General features: G+C 34.4%; 8 protein-coding genes. All 8 read left to right on the top strand.

Annotated features, from left to right (window positions below; translation table 11 throughout):
• The first annotated feature begins 210 nt into the window (after positions 1-210).
• Positions 211-924, top strand: a complete 714-nt coding sequence (locus B0M43_RS12605) for a YebC/PmpR family DNA-binding transcriptional regulator (RefSeq protein WP_059118580.1) — start codon at positions 211-213, stop codon at positions 922-924.
• A gap of 807 nt (positions 925-1,731) precedes the next feature.
• A complete protein-coding gene (locus B0M43_RS12600; RefSeq protein ID WP_078008093.1) occupies positions 1,732-6,534 on the top strand; it encodes a hypothetical protein in 4,803 nt (1,600 codons plus the stop codon).
• A 1-nt stretch (position 6,535) separates the two neighbouring features.
• A complete protein-coding gene (locus B0M43_RS12595) occupies positions 6,536-8,617 on the top strand; it encodes a hypothetical protein (RefSeq protein WP_078008094.1) in 2,082 nt (693 codons plus the stop codon).
• 4 nt (positions 8,618-8,621) lie between these two features.
• Positions 8,622-9,947, top strand: coding sequence for a hypothetical protein (locus tag B0M43_RS12590; RefSeq protein WP_078008095.1), 1,326 nt, complete (start codon positions 8,622-8,624; stop codon positions 9,945-9,947).
• A 38-nt stretch (positions 9,948-9,985) separates the two neighbouring features.
• Positions 9,986-11,278: a hypothetical protein gene (locus B0M43_RS12585; protein ID WP_078008096.1), complete on the top strand. Its 1,293-nt coding sequence runs from the start codon at positions 9,986-9,988 to the stop codon at positions 11,276-11,278.
• Between the two features lie 4 nt (positions 11,279-11,282).
• Positions 11,283-12,458, top strand: coding sequence for a hypothetical protein (locus B0M43_RS12580; RefSeq protein ID WP_123921833.1), 1,176 nt, complete (start codon positions 11,283-11,285; stop codon positions 12,456-12,458).
• A gap of 26 nt (positions 12,459-12,484) precedes the next feature.
• Positions 12,485-19,108, top strand: coding sequence for a T9SS type A sorting domain-containing protein (locus B0M43_RS12575; RefSeq protein WP_078008098.1), 6,624 nt, complete (start codon positions 12,485-12,487; stop codon positions 19,106-19,108).
• 81 nt (positions 19,109-19,189) lie between these two features.
• Positions 19,190-21,649 carry a hypothetical protein gene (locus B0M43_RS12570; RefSeq protein WP_078008099.1) on the top strand — a complete coding sequence of 820 codons (2,460 nt, stop codon included), beginning with the start codon at positions 19,190-19,192 and terminating at the stop codon, positions 21,647-21,649.
• Positions 21,650-21,655 lie beyond the last annotated feature (6 nt).

The following is a 21,655-nucleotide window of genomic DNA, read 5'->3' as shown; positions in this document are numbered from 1 at the left end:
TTGAAAGTCTTCTACTTTGAAAATGATATTATGGATAAAACTTGTTGACGTTATCTAAGATTAATCTTTAAAACCTTTGCGAACTTAGCGTAAATCTTAGCGATCTTAGCGGTTAAATTATTCACAAAACATAATTTAAAAAAGAATACAATTGATTTTGCTAAAAAAAGGAATAACCGTATTTTTGCATCTCAAAATAAAAAATTAGTAATGGGAAGAGCGTTCGAATTTAGAAAAGGAAGAAAAATGAAACGTTGGTCAGCAATGGCTAAAACATTTACCCGAATTGGTAAAGACATCGTTATGGCTGTTAAAGAAGGCGGTCCTAACCCAGATGCCAATTCTAGATTAAGAGCTGTAATACAAAATGCAAAAGCCGCTAACATGCCTAAGGACAATGTTGAGCGCGCGATAAAAAATGCAAGTAATAAAGATACTGCTAACTATAAAGAGATTTTGTTTGAAGGATATGCTCCTCACGGAATTGCGATTTTGATTGAAACTGCATCTGACAACAACAATAGAACCGTAGCAAACATTCGCAGCTACTTTAATAAATGTAACGGTACAATGGGAACTCAGGGTTCTGTTGAGTTTATGTTTGACCATACTTGTAATTTCAGAATTGCAAAAGGTAATCTGGATCCAGAGGAATTAGAACTTGAACTAATTGATTTTGGTGCTGAAGAAGTTTTTGAAGACGAAGACGGAATCTTAATCTATGCTCCTTTTGGAAGCTTTGGTGCTCTACAAAAAGAATTAGAAAACAGAGGTCTTGAGATTTTATCTTCTGGTTTTGAGCGTATTCCGCAAATCACAAAAGAACTTACTGAAGCTCAAATCGCTGACGTTGAAAAATTAATTGAGAAAATTGAAGAAGATGATGACGTTATGAACGTTTATCATACTATGCAAGAAGCATAATATTCTCTTTTTTATAAAAAACATCAAAAGCTCTGAAACATTTTAGGGCTTTTTTTATGACATCATTTCTATTCTTTTTTTATATCATCTTAATAAAGTAATCATAGACTCAGATATTAATTTAAAAGAATATAGGCTAATTAAAATAAACTGTTATATTTGTTAATCTCAGCAAATAATTAATTTAAAATATACTTCTATGCAAACATCAAAATACACTAGATACGCAGTTATCGTTTTGGTAATTTTATTTGTAGTTCTTAGCGTTATCAGCTAAAAACATATAAATTATAAACTTAAAAAAGCCTTCTAAGAATCAAATTTAGAAGGCTATTTTTTTGAAAAATAGTTTTCTTTTTAACATTTTTTAGTTTAAACTAAATTTTAGTTTTTATTACGGAATTGCGATTTTTATGGGAACTGCATCTGACAGCTGCAATACCAACATTCGTAGCTATTTTTAATAAATGCAAAGATAGAATTGAACTCAGTTTCTTTTTAATTTTTGAATGAATGTTTATTATACTATCAAAGAAGAGTAATCTTACTTTTAAATTAATAAATTAAGCTTCAAAGAAATCTGGAGCTTTTTTTGGCAAATGAGGAAACCCGTAAAGAATAAAATATCAGAATGTTTAAGTTTGGCAAAAAATCAAAAAACGCTATTCTGAAAGAATTATTATAACATTTTGAAAATAATTCTTTTCTTGTTAAAATTTATATATATTTGCGCCCCCAAATATCTTATTTTAACCCTGCGAATTCATATGTATATCAAAATAATATCAAACCAAACCTACTAAAAAATTGAAAAAAAATACTATAAAGTTTCTCTCTTTCATATTCAGTTTAGTTTTATTCCTTATCAGTTTTAATAGTTTTTCTAATACTTATACGGATACCATTAGTGATGTTAAGACAAACAATCCTATAACATTAAGTTCTCAAAAGAAATCCAGTAATTTCTCTCATTATTCTAAAAATGAAGAATATCAATTTACGGAAGCTTATATTAAGAAAAACTTTCCTGTTGCAGATCCAACAAACAAAAACCTAAACAAAGCAATTGAGCTTTTTAAGGAAATTGACCTTAATAACAATATTATAGACTTTTTAGAGCCTAAAAATCTTGCAAGCCTTCCTATTGGAGTTAAAAAAACTATTAACGGTATACAATACATGTTGGGTATCAGTAATGCAAAGTTTACTCCTGAATATACTGAACTAACGGCCTTTGTTAGAATTATTTTGCCTCAAATAAATGCTGCAGGAAAGCAAGAACAACTCTTTTTTGGTGCAAATAATATTAAACTTTCGCATAAAGGTGGCTTAATTGGTGATACCAATTTAGTTTTATTAGGTGATGTTCCAATTAAAATATTAGGAAATCAAGCTTTATTGGTTTTAAAAGGTGGAATGGATATGGCCACTGGTAATATCGAAAACAAAACTTACGTAAAAATTGATTGTAGTGGATTTAAGGAACTTGGATTAGCGGCAGATGTCCAATTTTCGCAAAAAATCATAAAACCCGTAGATGTAGATAATAATGTAATCCCTGATAAATCTGTAATAGGCTCTTTTCAAACCAGCGCTTCTAACTGGAATGACATTCTTATAGAACTTTCCTTGCCCAAATTTCAGATCAGCACATTTAACGGATTAATCTTCGAAATTAAGAATGCTAAAATAGATTTAAGTGATATTCGAAATCCTGATAAAATAAATTGGCCTTCAAATTATCAAACTGATTATTTGGTTCCGGGCAACGAACAATTATGGAGAGGTTTGTATGCAAATACTGTAGATATAACTTTACCTGAAGAATTTCAAATAGCGGGAAGTAGTAAAAGAATCTCTTTTTCGGCCAAAGATTTACTAATTGACGGAATGGGAGTTTCTGGTACTTTTACAGGAACTAATATCTTAGATCTTAAAGAGGGTTCTGCTAGCGGATGGGCTTTCTCTGTTAATAGTATTAATTTAGGTTTTAAAGCAAACACATTGGTTTCTGGTGGGTTTGGCGGATCTATTGTACTGCCAATCTCTGATCCTGAAAAAAAATGCGCAGCTGGAGCTAATATTGCGCTGGCTTACAATGCTAGTATTAACCCGATAGATCATGAATATCTATTAAGAGCTGATGTAAATAAAAAGCTCTGTTTTCAAATTTTTAAAGCAACTGCAAATATAGAAAAAGGTTCCTATGTTGAGTTAAAGGTAAAAGACGGAAATTTTTTACCTAAAGCATTATTAAATGGAAATATTACAATTGCCGTAGGTCTTTCAGAGCCTAGTGAAGTTGAACAAAGTAAAGAAAAAGACCCCAGAGCTCCGGTAACCACCTACATGTATGAAAATGGTGCAAGTTCAGGTCCGCTTTATGACATGAAAAACGTCACGAACGATCCTAAAGAAACGTCAAAAACGGAGACTGATGATACAAAAAAAATTGTATTTTTTGATGGAGTCATATTTCAAAATTTACAACTACAAACTGTAACTCCAATTATTAAAGCGGATTATTTTGGTTATAAAAACAATTTTGATGAAGATCCTAAATCGTCAAAAGTTGCAAATTTCCCTATCACTATACATGAAATTGCATTAATTGCAGATGATAATTCGGCAGCATTAAGAGTCGATTTATCTATTAATTTGATGGAAGGTCAATTTAACGGAAGAACCAAATTTGATCTAGTTGGAAGATTCAACGAAAAAAGTGGAATCAAAAAATGGAAGTTTGATTATGTAAAATTTCAAAGAATAGATCTTGCGGCAGATATTGGAGGAGCAAAATTTGAAGGAAGCATTACCATAATGGAGAATGATCCTGTTTATGGTAAGGGCTTTAAAGGAAATTTAAAAGCAGAATTCAAAGGTGGGATAATTGTAGAAGCTAATGCTATTTTTGGCAAAATGTCAACTTTTAGGTATTGGTATGTAGATGCCATGGTTGATGGTTTAAATATTCCTTGCAGTGCATTTGTCATTAAAGGTTTTGGTGGAGGTGCGTATTATAATATGAAAAAAGAAGGTTTTAGCTCTACCTTCACAGCATCTGGAGTTCAATATGTTCCAGATGAGGCATCTTCCTTAGGAATAAAAGCTATGATTCATTTCGCCAATGCAGCAAGTCCAAATGCTTTTTGGGGAGGTGCAGGTTTTGAAATTGCATTTAACAATCATGGAGGTATAAATAGAATCAGTATTTACGGTGAAGGTCATGTCATGCAGGAATTCGGATTCAAAACTCCTTTAAGTTCCTTGAAACAAAATCTTCGAGAAGTAAGTTTAAAAGAAGGTACTTATCCTAAGGAAACTTTAGACAAATTAAAAGAAAGTAATTTAATTGAAGCATCAAAAGAAGTCTATCCAGACCGGGTATCTGGTCAAGCAGGACTTAATGCATATGCTGCAATCGAATATGATTTTACCACTAAAACTCTACACGGAACATTTGATCTCTATGTAGATGTTGCCGGTGGCATCATAAAGGGAAGAGCATCTAAAAATAGAGCCGGATGGGCAGTACTACATTTTGCCCCAGACAAGTGGTATGTTCTTATGGGAACTCCTCAAGATAGATTAGGGCTAAAAATGACCATTGGACCTGTAGAAGTCGAAGCTGGAGGTTATTTTATGCTTGGAGATGATATCCCCGCCAGTCCACCCCCACCAGCAATTGTTGCTCAGCTTTTAAGAGTAGACCTCTCCAAATTGGATTATATGCGGGACGAAAACAGTATAGCCTCAGGAAAAGGATTTGCATTTGGTTCTGATTTTAGTATCAAAACCGGAAACTTAAGTTTTTTAATGTTTTACGCTAATTTTCAAGCCGGATTCGGGTTTGATATTATGGTTAAAGATTATGGAGAAGCGCAATGTAAAGGTTCGGGACAAATTGGTATAAACGGTTGGTATGCTAATGGTCAGTCGTATGCATATCTTCAGGGAGAACTTGGAATCAATATAAAATTGTTTTTTATACGAAAGAAAATATCCATCATAAAAGGTGGAGGAGCCGTTTTATTACAGGCCAAATTGCCTAATCCGGTATGGATTCGCGGTTATATGGCAGGGGAATTCAGTTTACTTGGAGGTGCCGTGAGAGGTAGTTTCCGCTTTAAACTGGAATTTGGAGAACAGTGTGAATTTTTATCTGCAAATCCGTTAGAAGGTTTAAAATCTATTGCTGATATCACTCCTGCTCAAGGAACAAAAGATGTAGATGTCTTTACCATTCCTCAGGTTGGATTTAATATGCCGGTAGACAAAAACTTTAACATTGAAGGTGACGATGGAGTTAAAACCTATAGACTCAAACTGGAAGAATATACGATCAAAAAAGATGGAGTTCCTGTAATTGGTACTTTAAGCTGGAACAAAACGAACGATTTATTGAGTTTTAATTCCGCTGAAATATTACCTGAGAAATCAGATCTAACGCTAACCGTGAAAGTAAGTTTCCAGGAATATACTAATGGTGCGTGGAAAACAATTTTAGATCAGGGGCAGGTCGCTATGGAGACCGAAACAAGAAATTTTAGTACCGGTGTAGCGCCAAACAATATTCCGGTGAGCAATATTGCGTATTGTTATCCTGTTTTTGATCAAAAATATGTATATCAAAACGAAAGTAAAGAAGCTTATGTAGTACTAAAAACAGGACAAGCTTATTTATTTGATCTGAAACCGGGACAATCTCAGAAAGCATTCTATAAAACAGGAACTAAAACCACTAACGGTCCTATAAGCTACAACTCTACTTTGAAAAGAGTAGTATTGGGTCTACCGGTTTTAGAAAACGTAAAGCCTTACAGTTTGACTTTAATGACACTTGAAACTACAAAAGATGTCAATACAAACCTAAATGAGAACTTTGAGAAACAAGATCTTGGGGCAAATGCTGATGTAGAAGTTAAAAACAACAAATTGGGTGAAACTCTTACCGGCGGTCAGGGTGTCGAATTGCTACAGTATAATTTTAATACAAGTCAATACAATACTTTTCAGGAGAAAATGGTTGCTAAAAAAGCACGCAAGACTTATATAGAAATTGTTGAAGCAGATATTCATGCCTTACACGCTGAAAATGCCTCGACTGAACCTTTTGAAGAAGTTGAAATCATTGGTAATACTAAAACGATGAATATTCCTTTAGTAAATGTTGAAGCCATATTAGACAACAACTATTTTACCAATGATATTTATCCATTGATATATAAAGGATATCCATTAGAAGCAGACTTAACTTTAAATAGAAATACAAGCCTATTAGGAAATCCGCCAACTAAAGGTGTGGAATTAATCACCTCTTACCTGTCTGATTTAATAAATAATCCAAAAAGTTCCTATTTAAGAGACAGGTTGCCGTATCGCTATAACCAGCCATTTTATTACAAGGACGATTTTATAAAAATTCAGTATAAAGTAGTCAATAAATATTTAAATGGTCAGAATCAGCCTATGAAAGATAAGTACAGCTATATCATAAACGGAAGATTTCCTATGATAAAAGACGGCACTTACAATGTTAGACTAAACTATACGCTACCTGGCGGACAAGCGGGTACCAGTTCAATTTTCACATTCAATAAAACAAATTAGCATGAAGCTTAAATTTTTAATTCTCCTTACTTTCATTATTACCGGTACGAACTATGCACAAGAGAAAAATACCACGGGAGAAGTTAATCCAACCGAAATAAAATCGGATATACAGGTTATAGCAAGAGTGCAAAAAGATAGAATTTTACTACGTTGGGCTGTAACCAATGCTATGGCCTGGAAAAAACTGAATGCTTACGGATATACTGTAGAACGTTATACTGTAAACCGAAATAATAAGACATTATCCAATCCTGAAAAAGTAGTTTTGGTTAGTGCATTAAAGCCGGAACCATTAGAAACGTGGGAGAAATTAATTGAAAAGAATGACAATGCCGCTATTGTGGCACAAGCCATTTATGGAGAAGATTTTTCGGTTACCGGAACAGATAAACTGGAGAATATCGTTAATCTTTCGGAAGAGAACGAACAAAGATTTACGTTTGCTTTATTGACAGCTGACAGAGATTATGAAATTGCTAAAAAAGCAGGTCTGGGATTCGAAGATAAAACCGTTAAAGAAGGCGAAAAATATGCTTATCGTGTCCTGTCAAATGTTCCTGAAAAAGAAATTGCTATTTCTTATGGTGGAGTTTTCGTAGGCTTAGAAGATTATCAGCCACTTCCAAAACCAATGGATTTTACGGCTCATTTTACAGACAGCAGTACAATGCTAAGCTGGAATTTTAAAATACTTTCTCATACGTATGCCAATTATTTTGTAGAGCGTTCGACAGATAAAAAAAATTTCGAAAGAATTACTGATAAGCCTTATACGAGTTTAAATCAGGAAAACACCAGTAACAGTCAAATTTTCTACGTTGATTCTATTGCCAACAATAAACCGTATAGCTATAGAATTCAGGGAATTTCGCCTTTTGGTGAATTAGGTCCTTACTCAGAAGTTATCACAGGAAAAGGTACTGCAATACTCAAATATGTTCCTCATCTTACTGTAAAGGAATTTAAAGATGAGAACACTGTTACTTTGACCTGGGATTTTCCTGAAGAGGGAAATAATGAGATTACAGGATTTGAATTGAATCGCTCTGATACTGATGATGATGGGTATACAAAGGTATTAAAAAACATTCCGGCAAAAAATCGTTCGATAACATACAATAAACTCTTGTCAACCAACTATTTTACTATTACAGCTCTTGGAAAACAAGGAAGTAACAGGACTTCGTTCCCTATGCTGGTACAGCCTGTAGATTCTATTCCGCCTTCTAAACCTCTTGGCTTAAAAGGTGTTATCGACAGTTTGGGTGTTGTAAAATTAACCTGGGACCCAAACAAAGAAAAAGATTTACTTGGGTACCGTATTTACAAAGGAAATACTGCCGAAGAAGAATTCAGCCAGTTGACTGTAAGTCCAAGTGAGCCAAATACCTACCAGGATAAAGTAATCATTAAAAGTTTGAATCCTAAGGTCTATTACAAAGTGATTGCTGTCGATAATCATTATAACATGTCTGATTTCTCAGACGTTTTAATTATTAAAAAACCGGATGTGATCCCTCCTACTTCACCTATTTTTACCAATTTCACAATTAAAGAAGGATCTATTTTTCTCGAATGGGTAAACAGTCAGAGTGAAGATGTGGCAGTACATCAACTGTACAGAAAAGAAAATGACCAGCAGGACTGGACACTGATTTTGGAGACAAAGAATAAAGAAGAGAATTTCCAGGATAAAACGGTTATCGAAGGAAACACCTACAGATATGCCATTTTTGCTAAAGATGAAAGCAATTTAGTTTCTAACCCTTCGCCTGGATTGACCTTATTTGTTCCTAAATATTCGGTAATGCCAGCTGTTAAAGGATTTTTTGCCCAGCTTAATAAAACTACTAATACTATCGATTTATCATGGGACTACGCCAACAACGAAGTTGACGGTTTTGAAATTTATAAAGCTTCAGATAAAGATACATTACAATTAATCCAGATTGTTACCGGAAAGACCCGATTTTTACCGGACCCGACCATTACAATTAATACCACGTACAAATATGGTATCAGAGCAACATTTAAAGATGGAAGAACCTCTAAAATGGATTTTTTCACTGTAAAGTTTTAAGTTGATGGAATCATTTATTACATATGAAAACTTGTCAAAAACATTAAAAGCGGGAGGTCTGTTTTTGATTATTTTTAGCATGCAACTACTAAATGGACAGACCACCTATAAGTATAAAGTAAAATGGGATTTAAAGAAATCGACAAGTTCCAGCCGCAATGTTTACTTCTATCTTAATACCGGTGATACCTATCCGTTTAACGGAACGTATGCCAATGCAAGCTCAACATCTGTTAATAATAATGGCTCCTTTTCCTATACTTTAAAAAATTCCAGTGTCAGTCCACTTGATGGTGTAGTCGTTTCCAGTACCCCTTTGCGTCTTAGTGGAGCGGTTGATAACGGATCTTCGGGATTCTTTCAGAAACACGCACCATTTATGACAGGTCCCTATTCCAGCTATTGGCAATCTAATTTTGCTTATAATTTTGATGGGATTACAGTAACTCATAACACGCAATTTGAATTTTTCTATTTACAGACACTTGTAGAAGTAAATAATTATAATGTTTCAAATTCAGAACTGAAACAATGCGAAACTTTTAATTTTTCAGTAGCAACTGTCGGTGAAGGTGGTTTTATGACTTTTGCCGTAGAATATTATGACAGTAGCAGTGCAACCTGGAAAGAGTTATTTCCTTACTCATCAAGATCAGCACAATATATACCCATAACTTTTACGTCAATCCCCAACCTTCAATTGAATCAGAACTTTCAATTAAGAGCGCGATATACCAGAACCGGAAGTGGTGGTGCAAACGATTATTCTGATATATTAACGTACAGATTTATTCCTTGTTCACCTAAACTCGATGGTGCTCCGGCAACCACTCAGGTGAAGTGCAGCAATGAAGCAACTGGCACTGTAGCTTTAAAATTCCTTTCGGACATTCCATCAAGTCAAAAATTGCTGCTTACCCTATATGAAGGCGGCGTGTTCAGAAGTCACAGATTTGCTAGAGATACAGATATTGTTAACAGAATATTTATATGGGATGAACTTGCAGCTGGTTCTTATACTATTAAATACCAGACACAAAATGTTTCCGATCCCAATACAACGCTTGGTTCCAGTCCAGTAGAGAGCCCTGTTTTCAATATTGCAAATAGTTCTCCATTAACATTTAGGGCAACAGCAATTCAGCCACAATGTAATACTGATTTCGGTGCCATTGAGGTTTCCGCTAGTGGAGGAACGGAACCCTATTATTATATTCTCGATAACGGTACTAAAAAGAAATTTACAAAAAATCCAGAGATCATCAGCATAACAACAGACGGAGATTATAAGGTAATAGTCGTAGACAGTTTTGATTGTATAGAAAAATAATTAAATAAAAAGCCTATTACCTGCTTTAAATATTAAAAATGAATAATTTATCAAAAATAACCTACTGTTTGATTGTAGTTGCTTTTCTTGCGACCACTGTCATCTATGGTAAAAATGGTAAAATATTAATTGAGACTCAGCTAACAAGATATGGTCCTGATTTGAAAACAAATACATACATATTTAACATTACCCCTACAGGAGGCCCTTCTTTTGGTAGATCCTATGATTGGAACAACAATGATGATGATGTTAAAATTTTCTACGATATAGTGCAGTTTGATCAGACAAAATATCCTCTTAATTGTACTATTAGTTCTTCCTATGTTGTAAAACCTACTCAGGTAGGAGGACCGGAATGTCATCAAAATGATCAGGCTACTTTAGTTGCTCCAAAAAACATATACATGGGAGCCTGTCACGGCCGAACAAATTTACTGGTTTTAGATCTCCCGTCACCAACAGGGTCGATTGGTAATTGTGACAATTTTGCTTTAGCAAAAAAAGTGCAACTATCAGGAGCAGGCTATTCATGGCAATATCAAAAAGGTAACGACACACAGTGGAAATATTTTACTTATGGTAAAGAATTTAATGAAAACGGATTAAATTTTAATTTTAAAGATGTACCAGATTTGGTTGATTATACAGGTACTCTATACATTAAATTCTTGGTTGACTACGAAAATTTGAAAACTTCTAAAATTGAAATTTACGAATCGGATATTATGGGGTATGCAATTACTACCTGCTCTCCTCTATTAAAAAACAGCCTTCCAACCACTACCAAACCAAGGTGTGTTGGCAGTGCCACAGGAAGTGCTACTTTAGAATTTATGTCTGATTTTAAGGATAATAGCAAATTCCTTTTTAATTTGTTTCGTGCTAATCCTGTTGCTCCGGATACCGGTTTTATCAAAAATATATTTGCCTTAAAAACTGAAATAAGCTATAATACATTTACGTGGGGAGACATAGCCGAGGGTACCTATGTTATAAAATATCAGGCACAAAGCGTTTCTAACGATGGTGAGGAATTAGGATCTACCTCTATTGTTACTGATACTTTTACGATTTCGGATCCAACACCATTAACATTTAGAGCAACAGAAGTACAACCGGTACGCAATACTGACACAGGTGGAGTTCTAATTTCTGCTCAAGGCGGAACATCTCCTTACTATTATATTTTAGACTATGCAACCGAAGTTGTAGACGGCAAAACAGTATCCAAAAAAATTAAGCTGCCTAATTCAAATCTAATCCCTATAACTACTGATGGTAAACATAAAGTAGTCATTGTTAATAAAAATGATTGCATTGAAAAATAACATTATGAAGAAAAAACTACTCTTATTTATATTTTTTTTAGGAAGCCTGTTCGCTCACGGGCAGAACGAGTATGCCATTTTAATAAAATCTAAAATCACTTCAAATTCTGTCTGGCCTGGTAATGATTATAGCGGATTCCATCAAATTACAGCGGGAACAAATTCATGCTATATTGGTTTTTTTGAAGAAAATTATAAGGATGATCTATATTGCTTTTTTTATGTGACTGGTAATCCAACTGAATTAACCTTTACCGAAGTTTTGGGTGGGTCACCAATATGCGGACAGATAAAACGAACTACACCGTACAATAAAGACACCTTTCCTGGCTGGTTTTTTAGCGGATGCCTCGCTAATTCCCAAATAATGCCAATACATATAACAAAACCAGATACAAATCCAAAATGTAATGAAGACCTCATAACCTTAAGAAATGGATGGGAATGGCAATATAAATTAGGCGACGGTAAATGGAACGATTTTCCTGCACAATTTCAGCAGCAAAGTTTAATTTCTTTTAAAATAAAAGATTTACCGGGTTACACCGATCAAACGACAGTTCATTTTCAAACGGGTTATCAAAAACAGTTTACGAATATAGTTACTTATACCCTTATACCTTGTTCTCCAAAATTAGATAATACGTCAGACGAAAACTTTACTACTTGCAGTTATAGCAATGGCGGTGTAACCTTTACTTTTAGCAGACCATTGGAAAATGGAGAAAAATATCTTTTCACTCGCACCCTTGTAGGCAGTGGTTTTTTTACTTCTGCACCTTCAAATGATCCTAACATAGAAAAAATATCTGAACTGAGCTATAAATGGAAAAATATACCTCCGGGGCAGTATGAATTTAAATATCAGACACAGTTTGAAAACAATACTCCTTCTACTCTGTCCACTATTAGTAAATTCACGATTAAGCCACAAACAGCATTAACCTTTACTGCAACAGCTGTACAACCAGCGTGTAGTACTGATAAAGGAGGGATTCAAATTTCTGTTCAAGGCGGAACAGCTCCTTACTTCTATATTTTGAATGATGAAACTGAAAGTATTGATGGTGAAATTGTACCAAAAAAAATCAAACTGCCTGATTCGAATTTAATTCCAATAACAACAGACGGAGATCATACCGTTAAAATAGTCGATTCATTTAATTGCGAAGAACAATAAACTCCCGAAAAAACCGCCATACTATTATGAAAAAAATCTACTTATTAATATTGTTTTTTATGAGTTTGTTGGGCTATTCTCAGGCCGATCCTCAAACTGCAGTTAACGGTGCCAGAACTATTACTATCGCAACGCCTACTGCAATTACAGTTTCTCCTGGCACGGCAGGATATACGAACACAACAGGTTATGGTAAATCTGATGGTACGTTCGCGATTGAGTTTAAGGGAGGATCCGGTAGTTATACCTACAACTGGACCAAAGATAAAAAGACTTTCTATCCTGTCGACTTGATCTCTCTCGGCGCAGGAGATTACACTATTGTGGCAGAGGACGCTGGTCACTGTAAAAGTGAGCCTTTTGAATTTACCATCAACGAACCTAAAGAAATAACTATAACAATTCCTGATCCGGGAAATATTAAATGCTTTGGCGGAACAGGAGATCTGACAGTAAATGCTGAAGGAGGTTTTCCATATAGTGCAACACCAATTACAAGGAGTTATCTTTACACTTGGTACAGTTGCGATCAATTTGGAGGTAACACGACTCAAATATCGTTGCCAAATGCAGATCCTGCCATTTCAGGTCAACCTACAGGATATTATAAAGTAAGGGCCACGGATACCAAAGGAAATACTCTGGTAGGAAAAGTCGTTTTTCTTGATCAAAATCCTAAAATAACCGTAACTCCAACAATAAATCATGTGGTTTGTAAAGGAGGAACAGGTAGTATTTCAGTCACTGTAAATACTGGTTTAGGTCCTTTTACTATTGCCTGGAAATACAAAGGTAACCCTATAGGCAGTACAGATGTAGGCGATAATACATCACTTACCTCAACTATAAATAATGCACAACCCGGAATTTACTCTTATGAGCTTACGAGCAAATCTGGATGCACCGCATCCACTAATAATACCAATTTAACAATACAAGCTCCGGTAAATCAATTTGTAGCCACATTAAATTCTAAAGCAGATCCATCTCCAACCACTAATAATGGAACAATTGCTTTAAATGTAAGCGGTGGTTATGGCAATTATACCTATTCCTGGAAAAAAGACGGAATTGATTTTACGCCTTCAAATCCAATTTCTTTAACAGGCCTAGAAAATGGTAACTATAGCGTAATCGTAACGGACAAAAGACTTGTTGGAGATGCAAGCGGTTGTCCGATCGAAATAAAAAATATAGTTTTAAAATCACTTTTTGCTACTATTAATGTTGTTACTCCTATTAATTGTATAGGCGATGTAACGACTCTGGAAGCTATGCCAAGTGGAGGAAAAGGAGCCGGAACGTACACTTATGAATGGTTTAAAGGAACAGATACTACTGTAATTGGTACTGCTAAAACATTACCAAACTGCAATGCCGGAGATTATAAAGTAATTGTTAGTGACGGAAAATATTCTTTTACGGTTAACCAAAACTTAAGCGATCCTGTAAATCCGCCAATAACTGTTGCAACTTCTACCTTTACAGCTGTAAATTGTTACGGAGGCAGCGACGGAACAATATTCATACAAGCTAAAGATGGTAATCCGGTAAATGGTATTTATAGTTTTACCTGGAATAAACCCGTAACTGTTATAAATACCAGCAATAGCTCTACAGTTACAAATTTAATCGCGGGAACTTATATTGTAACAATAAAGGATCAATACTGTACAAAAGATGTTTCTTTTACCATTTCAGAGCCTCTAAGTCCTATTACAATTGTAGCTCCTGTAATCAAACCTGTTTTAATAAACGGACAAAGTACAGGGTCGATCGAATTTCCGACTGATCCAACTGGCGGAACTGCTGGTTATGAATACAAGTGGACTTCTAGTGATGTATCTTTTACTACAAAAACCACAAAAAACATTTCAGGATTAAAAGCAGGAAGCTATACTTTAGAAGTAACAGATACGAATTTTAAAAAAACAGCTAATAATGCAGGATGTAAACTAACTAATATTTATACGGTAACAGAATCTGATTTACTGGAAGTTAAAATAACAGAATCAGCTTTTATTAAATGTTTTAATGATTCTAACGGAGAGTTAAAAGCAGAAGTTAAAGGAGGAATCGCACCTTATAAATACATCTGGAAATACAATGGAAATGTATTAACTGGAAAAAATACAGCAACTATTTCAGGTCTTGCTTTTGGCAATTACAGTGTTTCTGTAACCGATACTGCAAATCCTGAACCAGATGGTCCTTTTGCAACAGCAGAACAACTGAACTTTAAGCTGAAACAGCCAGACGAATTAAAAGTAACATTAAGTAAACAAACTAATGTTTTATGTTATGGTGAAGCAACAGGAGCAATTGAAATCCTGATTACCGGAGGAACTGCACCATACACACAACAATGGACTAAAAATGGCGCAAATTATTCGAATGTTTTAAATGTTTTACCTAACCTTACTGTTGGTAATTATAATGTTATCGTTACAGATGCACTAGGTCATAGCTGTACAAAGTCACTTGCACAAGATGTGGTCATTACACAACCTGCTGCTCCATTAAAAATCGAAAGTGCAACACCTATTAACTTAACCGGTTTTGAAACTAATAACGGTAGTATAACCGTAACTGTTTCAGGGGGTAAAGCTAATTACAACTACCAATGGACAAAAGATACAAATCCTGCTGTAGTGGGTTCAGGTCCTGCAATAACAGGTCTAAGTATTGGAATTTACCATTTGAACGTAACAGATGCCAATGGCTGTACCCTGCCACAAGTTGATTATGAAATTACTCAGCCTGATAAACTTGAAATAATTAGCATTACACAAAGCGCAAATACTTCTATTGCGTGTTTTGGCGATTCTCCTGCAGAATTTACAGCAGTAGTAAGAGGTGGTGTTAAAGAATATATTTTTGAATGGTTAAACACAACTACCGGACTCAAATATACTTCGGTAGAAAACATCTCAGCGACATCAACTACATCAAAAGCATCTAATTTACCTGCAGGTAATTATGTAATTTCAGTTAAAGATGCTCAAAATAATATCCTTTTTGGCACCAATACTTTTACAATTTTACAACCGGATAAATTAACTTTTAGTTATACAAAAACGAATGTATCCTGTTTTGAAGGTAATAATGGTACTATAAAACTAACTATTTCCGGAGGAACGAAATTTACAGATATTGCAAAACCTTACACGATTGTTTCAAGTGGAAAAATTGATACTCAAAATGGAATTATTTCAGAATTGACTCAGGGAACTTATACCGTAAAGGTAATTGATGCAAATGGTTGTCAAACTGATGAGCAAACCGTTATAATTACAGAACCTGCAAATTCTGTATTTATAAACAATAAAACCATTACTCCAACGACTGGTTTTGGTTTATCTACAGGTAAAATTGTTATTACTGTTGCCGGTGGAACTGCAGGATATAAATATCAATGGAAAAATAATTTAGATATTGTTGTTGGAACAAACAGTCCAACTTTAAGTAATATACCAGCCGGAATTTATAGCGTTTTGGTAACTGATGCAAATACTTGTACTACTTCAGGTACTTACACAGTAGAACAACCAACAAAACCAGTATTAACAGAAACTCACATACAAGCAAGATGTAATGGTTTATTAGGTTCATTGGATGCTATCGCGACCGGCGGAGCAACTTTTGGACAAAATCAGTCAGATAGAAATTATATTTATAAATTAAGAAATAAAGCTACAAATGCGGTAATTATAATTGTTGCAAATACAGCCAAATTTGAAAATATTGCTGACGGAGATTATACACTAACCGCTACAGATGAGGGCGGAGTTGATTCGAATAGTATTGATGTTGTATTTAAACAGCCAACACCAGTCGTTGTAAAACTGGATTCAAAAGTAAACGTAAGTTGTTTTGATGGTCAGGACGGTTCAATTGTTATCTCTGTTACCGGAGGAACTCCTTTTGTCGTTAACAGTGCTCCTGTTTACAATTACCAATGGAAAAAGAAAAACAAGACAACAAATACTTATGAAAACTTTACACCAACAGCATTAAATACCTTAACAGAAGGTATTTATGCAGTCGAAGTTCGTGATGCCAATTATAATTCGGCTGACGCCAATCATTGCGTTGGTATTTTAGATGAAATTATAGTTACACAACCGGCAGATTTTGGTTTTGATATTGATAAAATTACCTATGTAAATCCAACTGCACAAAATGGAAATGATGGTGCTTTACATTTTGAAATCAAAGGTGGAAAAACAAATTACGAATACAAAATATATACTAAAAATGCACAAGGAAACGAAACCGTTTTACAAACCATTTCGAACACATCTGTTAAAACGGTAGATTTTATTAATCTTATCAAAGATCATTACTATGTATCGGTACAAGACGATACAGGTTGTATCAAATATGCTGATTTTGATTTTACTGATAATCCGCTTACTATTACCATCAACCAAACTCAGGATATGACTTGTTTTGAATCGAATAATGCGATTATCAAAGCAAGCGTAAATGGCGGTTTTGGTATCAAAAAAATAACATGGTACCGCGACAATGTTTTATTACTTAATGAAAACAATGCAGAACTAACAAATTTAAAAATAGGCAACTACTATGCAGTTGTTAAAGATTCTAAATCAATTGAGGTTACGACTGCGCCAATAATAATTACCCAACCCAACCTTGTAACCTTTACAACCGTTCAGGAGCCTGTAAAATGTTTAGGAGATAGTAACGGAACTATATCAATTACAGCAACCGGAGGAAATGGAACTTTTAGATATCGTTATTTCCAAAACGGGACTCTGGTTAAAGACTGGACCAATTTTGCTAATGGTGCAAAAACAGTTATAGCCAATTTGGCTGATGGCGAATATGCAGTTCAGGTACAAGATACTCAACAGTGTAAAAGTGCTGATGCCACTGTAAAAATTACATCACCAACTGCTTTAGAAATCAATACTATTGTAGCTGCTCCTGCAACAGGAAAAGGATTAAGCAACGGATCTATCGCAATTACAGCATTAGGTGCAAATGGTAGTTACAGCTATAATTGGTTCAAAAGCGATGGTACAAACCTAAATCAAACAACTGCTAAAGCGATAAATTTAGCAGCGGGAAAATACTATATAATTGTTACTGATGCTAAAGGCTGTAATCTTACTTCTTCATTAATAGAAGTAACTGAACCACCTTTATTAGAGACTACTATAAGCGTTCAAAATGTTGTATTATGTAATGGAGATAAAAACGGAAGTTTAAAACCTACTACTACTGGTGGATTATTAAACCCGGGAGAAACTTATACATACCAATGGTTTGAAAATGGTAACACTGCAGTTTTAGCCACAAGTGCGATTTTGAACAATATTGGAAAAGGATCTTATTATGTTATTGCTAAAGATTCAAACGGAAACTTGGCAACAAGTCAGATTCTCATGGTTACAGAGCCAAATATTCTTAATAATGTATTAACCGCAGACTATGTAAATTGTGGTGATTTTAATGACTGGACAATTAATGCAACTCCATCAGGAGGAACGCTTCCTTACACCTATATCTGGAATACAGGAAGCCAAACTGCAACCATTCAAAATGTCAAGCCAGGTAACTATTCTGTACTAGTAACAGATAATCATGGTTGTAACATTACAAAAATAATCACCGTTGATGCACCTGCTCATCTTGATGCAAAAGAAGTTATAAAAATACCGACTTGTTATGCAGGTTCTGATGCAACAATTGTGGTTACCCCAATTGATGGTACTGCACCCTATAAATATTTATGGAATACCGGAGAGAAAACAAACCAGTTAAGTAATGCATCAGCAGGAGAATATTCAATAGAAATTACAGATGCAAGAGGTTGTAGTATTTTAAGAAGCTACACGATAGTAAATCCTCCAAAAGATATTATTAATCTTGGCGAAGATGTGACTTTGTGTTTCGATCAGACTTTGACTATAAACGCAACGATAGACGATGATAAAGCAACTTATTCCTGGACATCTGATAAAGGATTCAAAAGTAATAAAGCCATGATAACCGTTTCGCAAGCCGCAAATTATACAGTTGTTGTAACTAATAAATTGGGGTGTGAAGCTACAGATACTATAAAAATCTCAAGTCAAAGTACGGCTATTAGTGCCGAATTTGCTGTTTCCAGTCAGGTATTTAAAAACGAGAAATTTATAATTGTAGACATTAGTAATCCTGCTGCCGATGACATCGAATGGATATTGCCTGCTAACGCAACTATCGTTTCTAAAAACAAAGATTTTGCTGAAATAAGTTTTAGTGAAACCGGTGAATATGATATTACAATGAATACAAAAAAGGGAGATTGTATTGCCTATCAAACCAAAACAATTTTAGTTACAGAAGGCGATTTTGAAGAAAACAATCCGGATGAGGTTTCGAAAAAATTTGATTTGAAAATTTATCCAAATCCATCAAAAGGAACTTTTACTGTAGATGTAATCCTTGATAAGGTTATACCTGCACATGTTAAGGTTTATAGTTTGAATAACAATATGCTTATCGATTCAAAAACTCAGGATGGCAAAGATAATTACCTGTTCAACTTTAGTTTTAGCGGACTTCCTTCAGGGGTTTATTTCGTGCTGTTTGAGTCACAACAAGGAAGTAAATTGAGAAAAATTATCATTCAGTAAACTTATAGCAAGCAAGTAAAAATTATCAATTTCAAATAATAATGGAGGTCAAAAAACTTTGATCTCCATAGCATCTAAAGAATGATTTTAAAAAAAATAATTTTAATTACAATACTACTTTTTATAAGTGCATTTGGTTTTTCGCAAAACTTTAATGTGCAGGAAGTAGGTAAAGCCAAACTAATAAATGTTAGCGGTGGTGCATCTGCCAATACGGTATTCTATTCTGGTAATGCTACAAGAGAACCTTTTAGCTATTTTTTAAACGGAAATATCAATTTCAACATTGCAAATTTGTATAATGTTCCATTATCGTTTTCTTATACAAATCAGAAATTCGGGTATAACAAACCGGTTTTAATGAATCGTTTGAGCATACATCCGTCGTATAAATGGATAACAGCCCATATTGGAGACGTTAGTATGTCTTTCTCACCTTATACTTTAAGCGGTCATCAGTTTACGGGTTTTGGAGTTGATTTAACGCCTCAGGGAAAATTTAAAATTAGTGCGATGTACGGACGATTATTAAAAAGCAGCGAATACGATGCTGCTTATCCGGATATTCTGCCAGCATATAAAAGATTTGGCTATGGTTTTAAAACGGCTTACGCATTAGAAAAAATAAATTTAGGTCTTACTTTTTTCAAAGCCAGAGATCAGATCAATTCCTTAAATAATCCTGTTCCGTTTGAATTGGATGTAACACCAAAGGAAAATGCTGCCATTAGTTTTGAAACTACATTTAAACTTTTTCAGAAATTGCAGGTTTCTACAGAATATGCCAATAGCAGTATTACCGAAGATTTAAGAGTTACCGATGGCGGAAAAGCACAAGGTGTTTCTTCTTTTCTATTAGGAAGAAATAGCACAACAACAAGTTATGATGCTTTTAAGGGCCAATTAGTTTATCCTGCCGGAAAAGGAACTTTAGGTGTTGGATATGAAAGAATAGATCCTAATTACAGAACTTTTGGAGGTTATTATTTTAATAATGACTTAGAAAACATTACCGTAAACGCTACTCAAAACTTATACAAGGATAAAGTTTCGCTTGCTGTAAACCTCGGACTTCAAAAAGACAATTTAGAAAAACAAAAAGAAAGTCAGATGAAGCGATTGGTAACGTCTATTAATGCCGATTTCAGACCCAATCAGAAATTAAATTTAAATTTAAATTACTCTAATTTTCAATCGTATACCAACAGCCGTAATCAGTTTGATTATATCAATCAGATTTCTAATTATGATTATCTGGATACTTTAAATTTCAGACAAGTCAATCAAAATGTAGGCTTAACTGTAAATTATTTACTAAAGAATGACAAAAAATTAAAGAAAGCCATAAGCGCTAATTTTTCGATGCAGGATGCCAAAAACCAACACCAAGGGAGAACAGTTGAAAACGGAGCATCTACCTATTACAACTCAGCACTTACCTATTCTCTTGGTTATCCTGAAAAAGATTTAAGCTTCAACGGTTCCTTAAACAATACCTACGGAAAAACCGATTCGGGCAAAAGCCTGATTATTGGACCCACGATAGGAGTTTCAAAATTACTTTTTGACAAAAAACTTACAACCTCTGCTTCTACCAGTTACAACACAAGTTACAATAATGGGGACAAGCTAAATGATATTTTCAATTTCAGACTAAACGGATCTTATATTTATATCGAAAAACACAATTTTAATATGAGTATGATCTCCTTGTTTAGTAATTCTGCAGGGCGAAAAAACAATGATTTAACTGCTACTTTATCGTACGCCTATTCGTTTGATAAAATAAAAATGCGTCCAAAAAGAGAGCCGAGAACAGAGGAAGACATGAAATTAAATCCCGCAAATCCTGTTTTAAAAATAAACCTTAACGGAAAAACATTTGAAGGCACCCGAGATGAAATTACATCAAAATTAAAAGAGATGCAATTGGCATTAAATCCTCTACCCGCAGAAGAAATCACCAATTTAGAACATCTATTAACATTGGCTACGCTGTCACCTGATGATAAAGACTTTAAAGAAAAGGTTTTAGATTATCTCGAAGCTTACGATAAAGAAGCTGAAAATGTCAAGAGTTACAACGAATATGTCGTAGAAGCTGCTCAAAAGCTGGAAAAAGAAATAAAGATGAAAGATGAAAGTCTTGAAAGTGCTTATGTAATGGCAATGGGAAGCGTTAACAACCACAAATTACATGGCGTAAACGAAGCCGATATTACAGATAAAACAGCTTATAAATCGTATTTGAAATTGGTCGAAAGAAGCGATAAAAATCGCGATCAGCTAATGCACCACCGATGGATGTTGAGAGAAATTTCGACAGTGGCAAAAATACCTGCAACTGAAGTTCAACAAAATCAAAACGTTGCTGATTTTAGTAAACAGGAAATTCAGGAAGCTTTTAAATTAATAAAAGACAAAAAATCAGCAACTGAAATAACCGATGCGATCGAATTAAAAATGATTCCGTTTTATCATGAATTAGCCGTTAAAAATGCTTCAATTGATGAAATAGATTTAACACATATTCAAAAATAAAAGTAG

Origin of the sequence: Flavobacterium sp. KBS0721 (genome assembly GCF_002007065.3) — a bacterium.
GTDB lineage: Bacteria > Bacteroidota > Bacteroidia > Flavobacteriales > Flavobacteriaceae > Flavobacterium > Flavobacterium piscis.
This window is presented reverse-complemented; position numbering and strand designations above follow the sequence as displayed.

What these genes read in the sequence shown, in the direction of transcription:
- B0M43_RS12575 (WP_078008098.1), top strand. Translation starts at nt 12,485, where the DNA reads ATGAAAAAAATCTACTTATTAATATTGTTTTTTATGAGTTTGTTGGGC.
- B0M43_RS12595 (WP_078008094.1), top strand. Translation starts at nt 6,536, where the DNA reads ATGAAGCTTAAATTTTTAATTCTCCTTACTTTCATTATTACCGGTACG.
- B0M43_RS12585 (WP_078008096.1), top strand. Translation starts at nt 9,986, where the DNA reads ATGAATAATTTATCAAAAATAACCTACTGTTTGATTGTAGTTGCTTTT.
- B0M43_RS12605 (WP_059118580.1), top strand. Translation starts at nt 211, where the DNA reads ATGGGAAGAGCGTTCGAATTTAGAAAAGGAAGAAAAATGAAACGTTGG.
- B0M43_RS12590 (WP_078008095.1), top strand. Translation starts at nt 8,622, where the DNA reads ATGGAATCATTTATTACATATGAAAACTTGTCAAAAACATTAAAAGCG.
- B0M43_RS12570 (WP_078008099.1), top strand. Translation starts at nt 19,190, where the DNA reads ATGATTTTAAAAAAAATAATTTTAATTACAATACTACTTTTTATAAGT.
- B0M43_RS12580 (WP_123921833.1), top strand. Translation starts at nt 11,283, where the DNA reads ATGAAGAAAAAACTACTCTTATTTATATTTTTTTTAGGAAGCCTGTTC.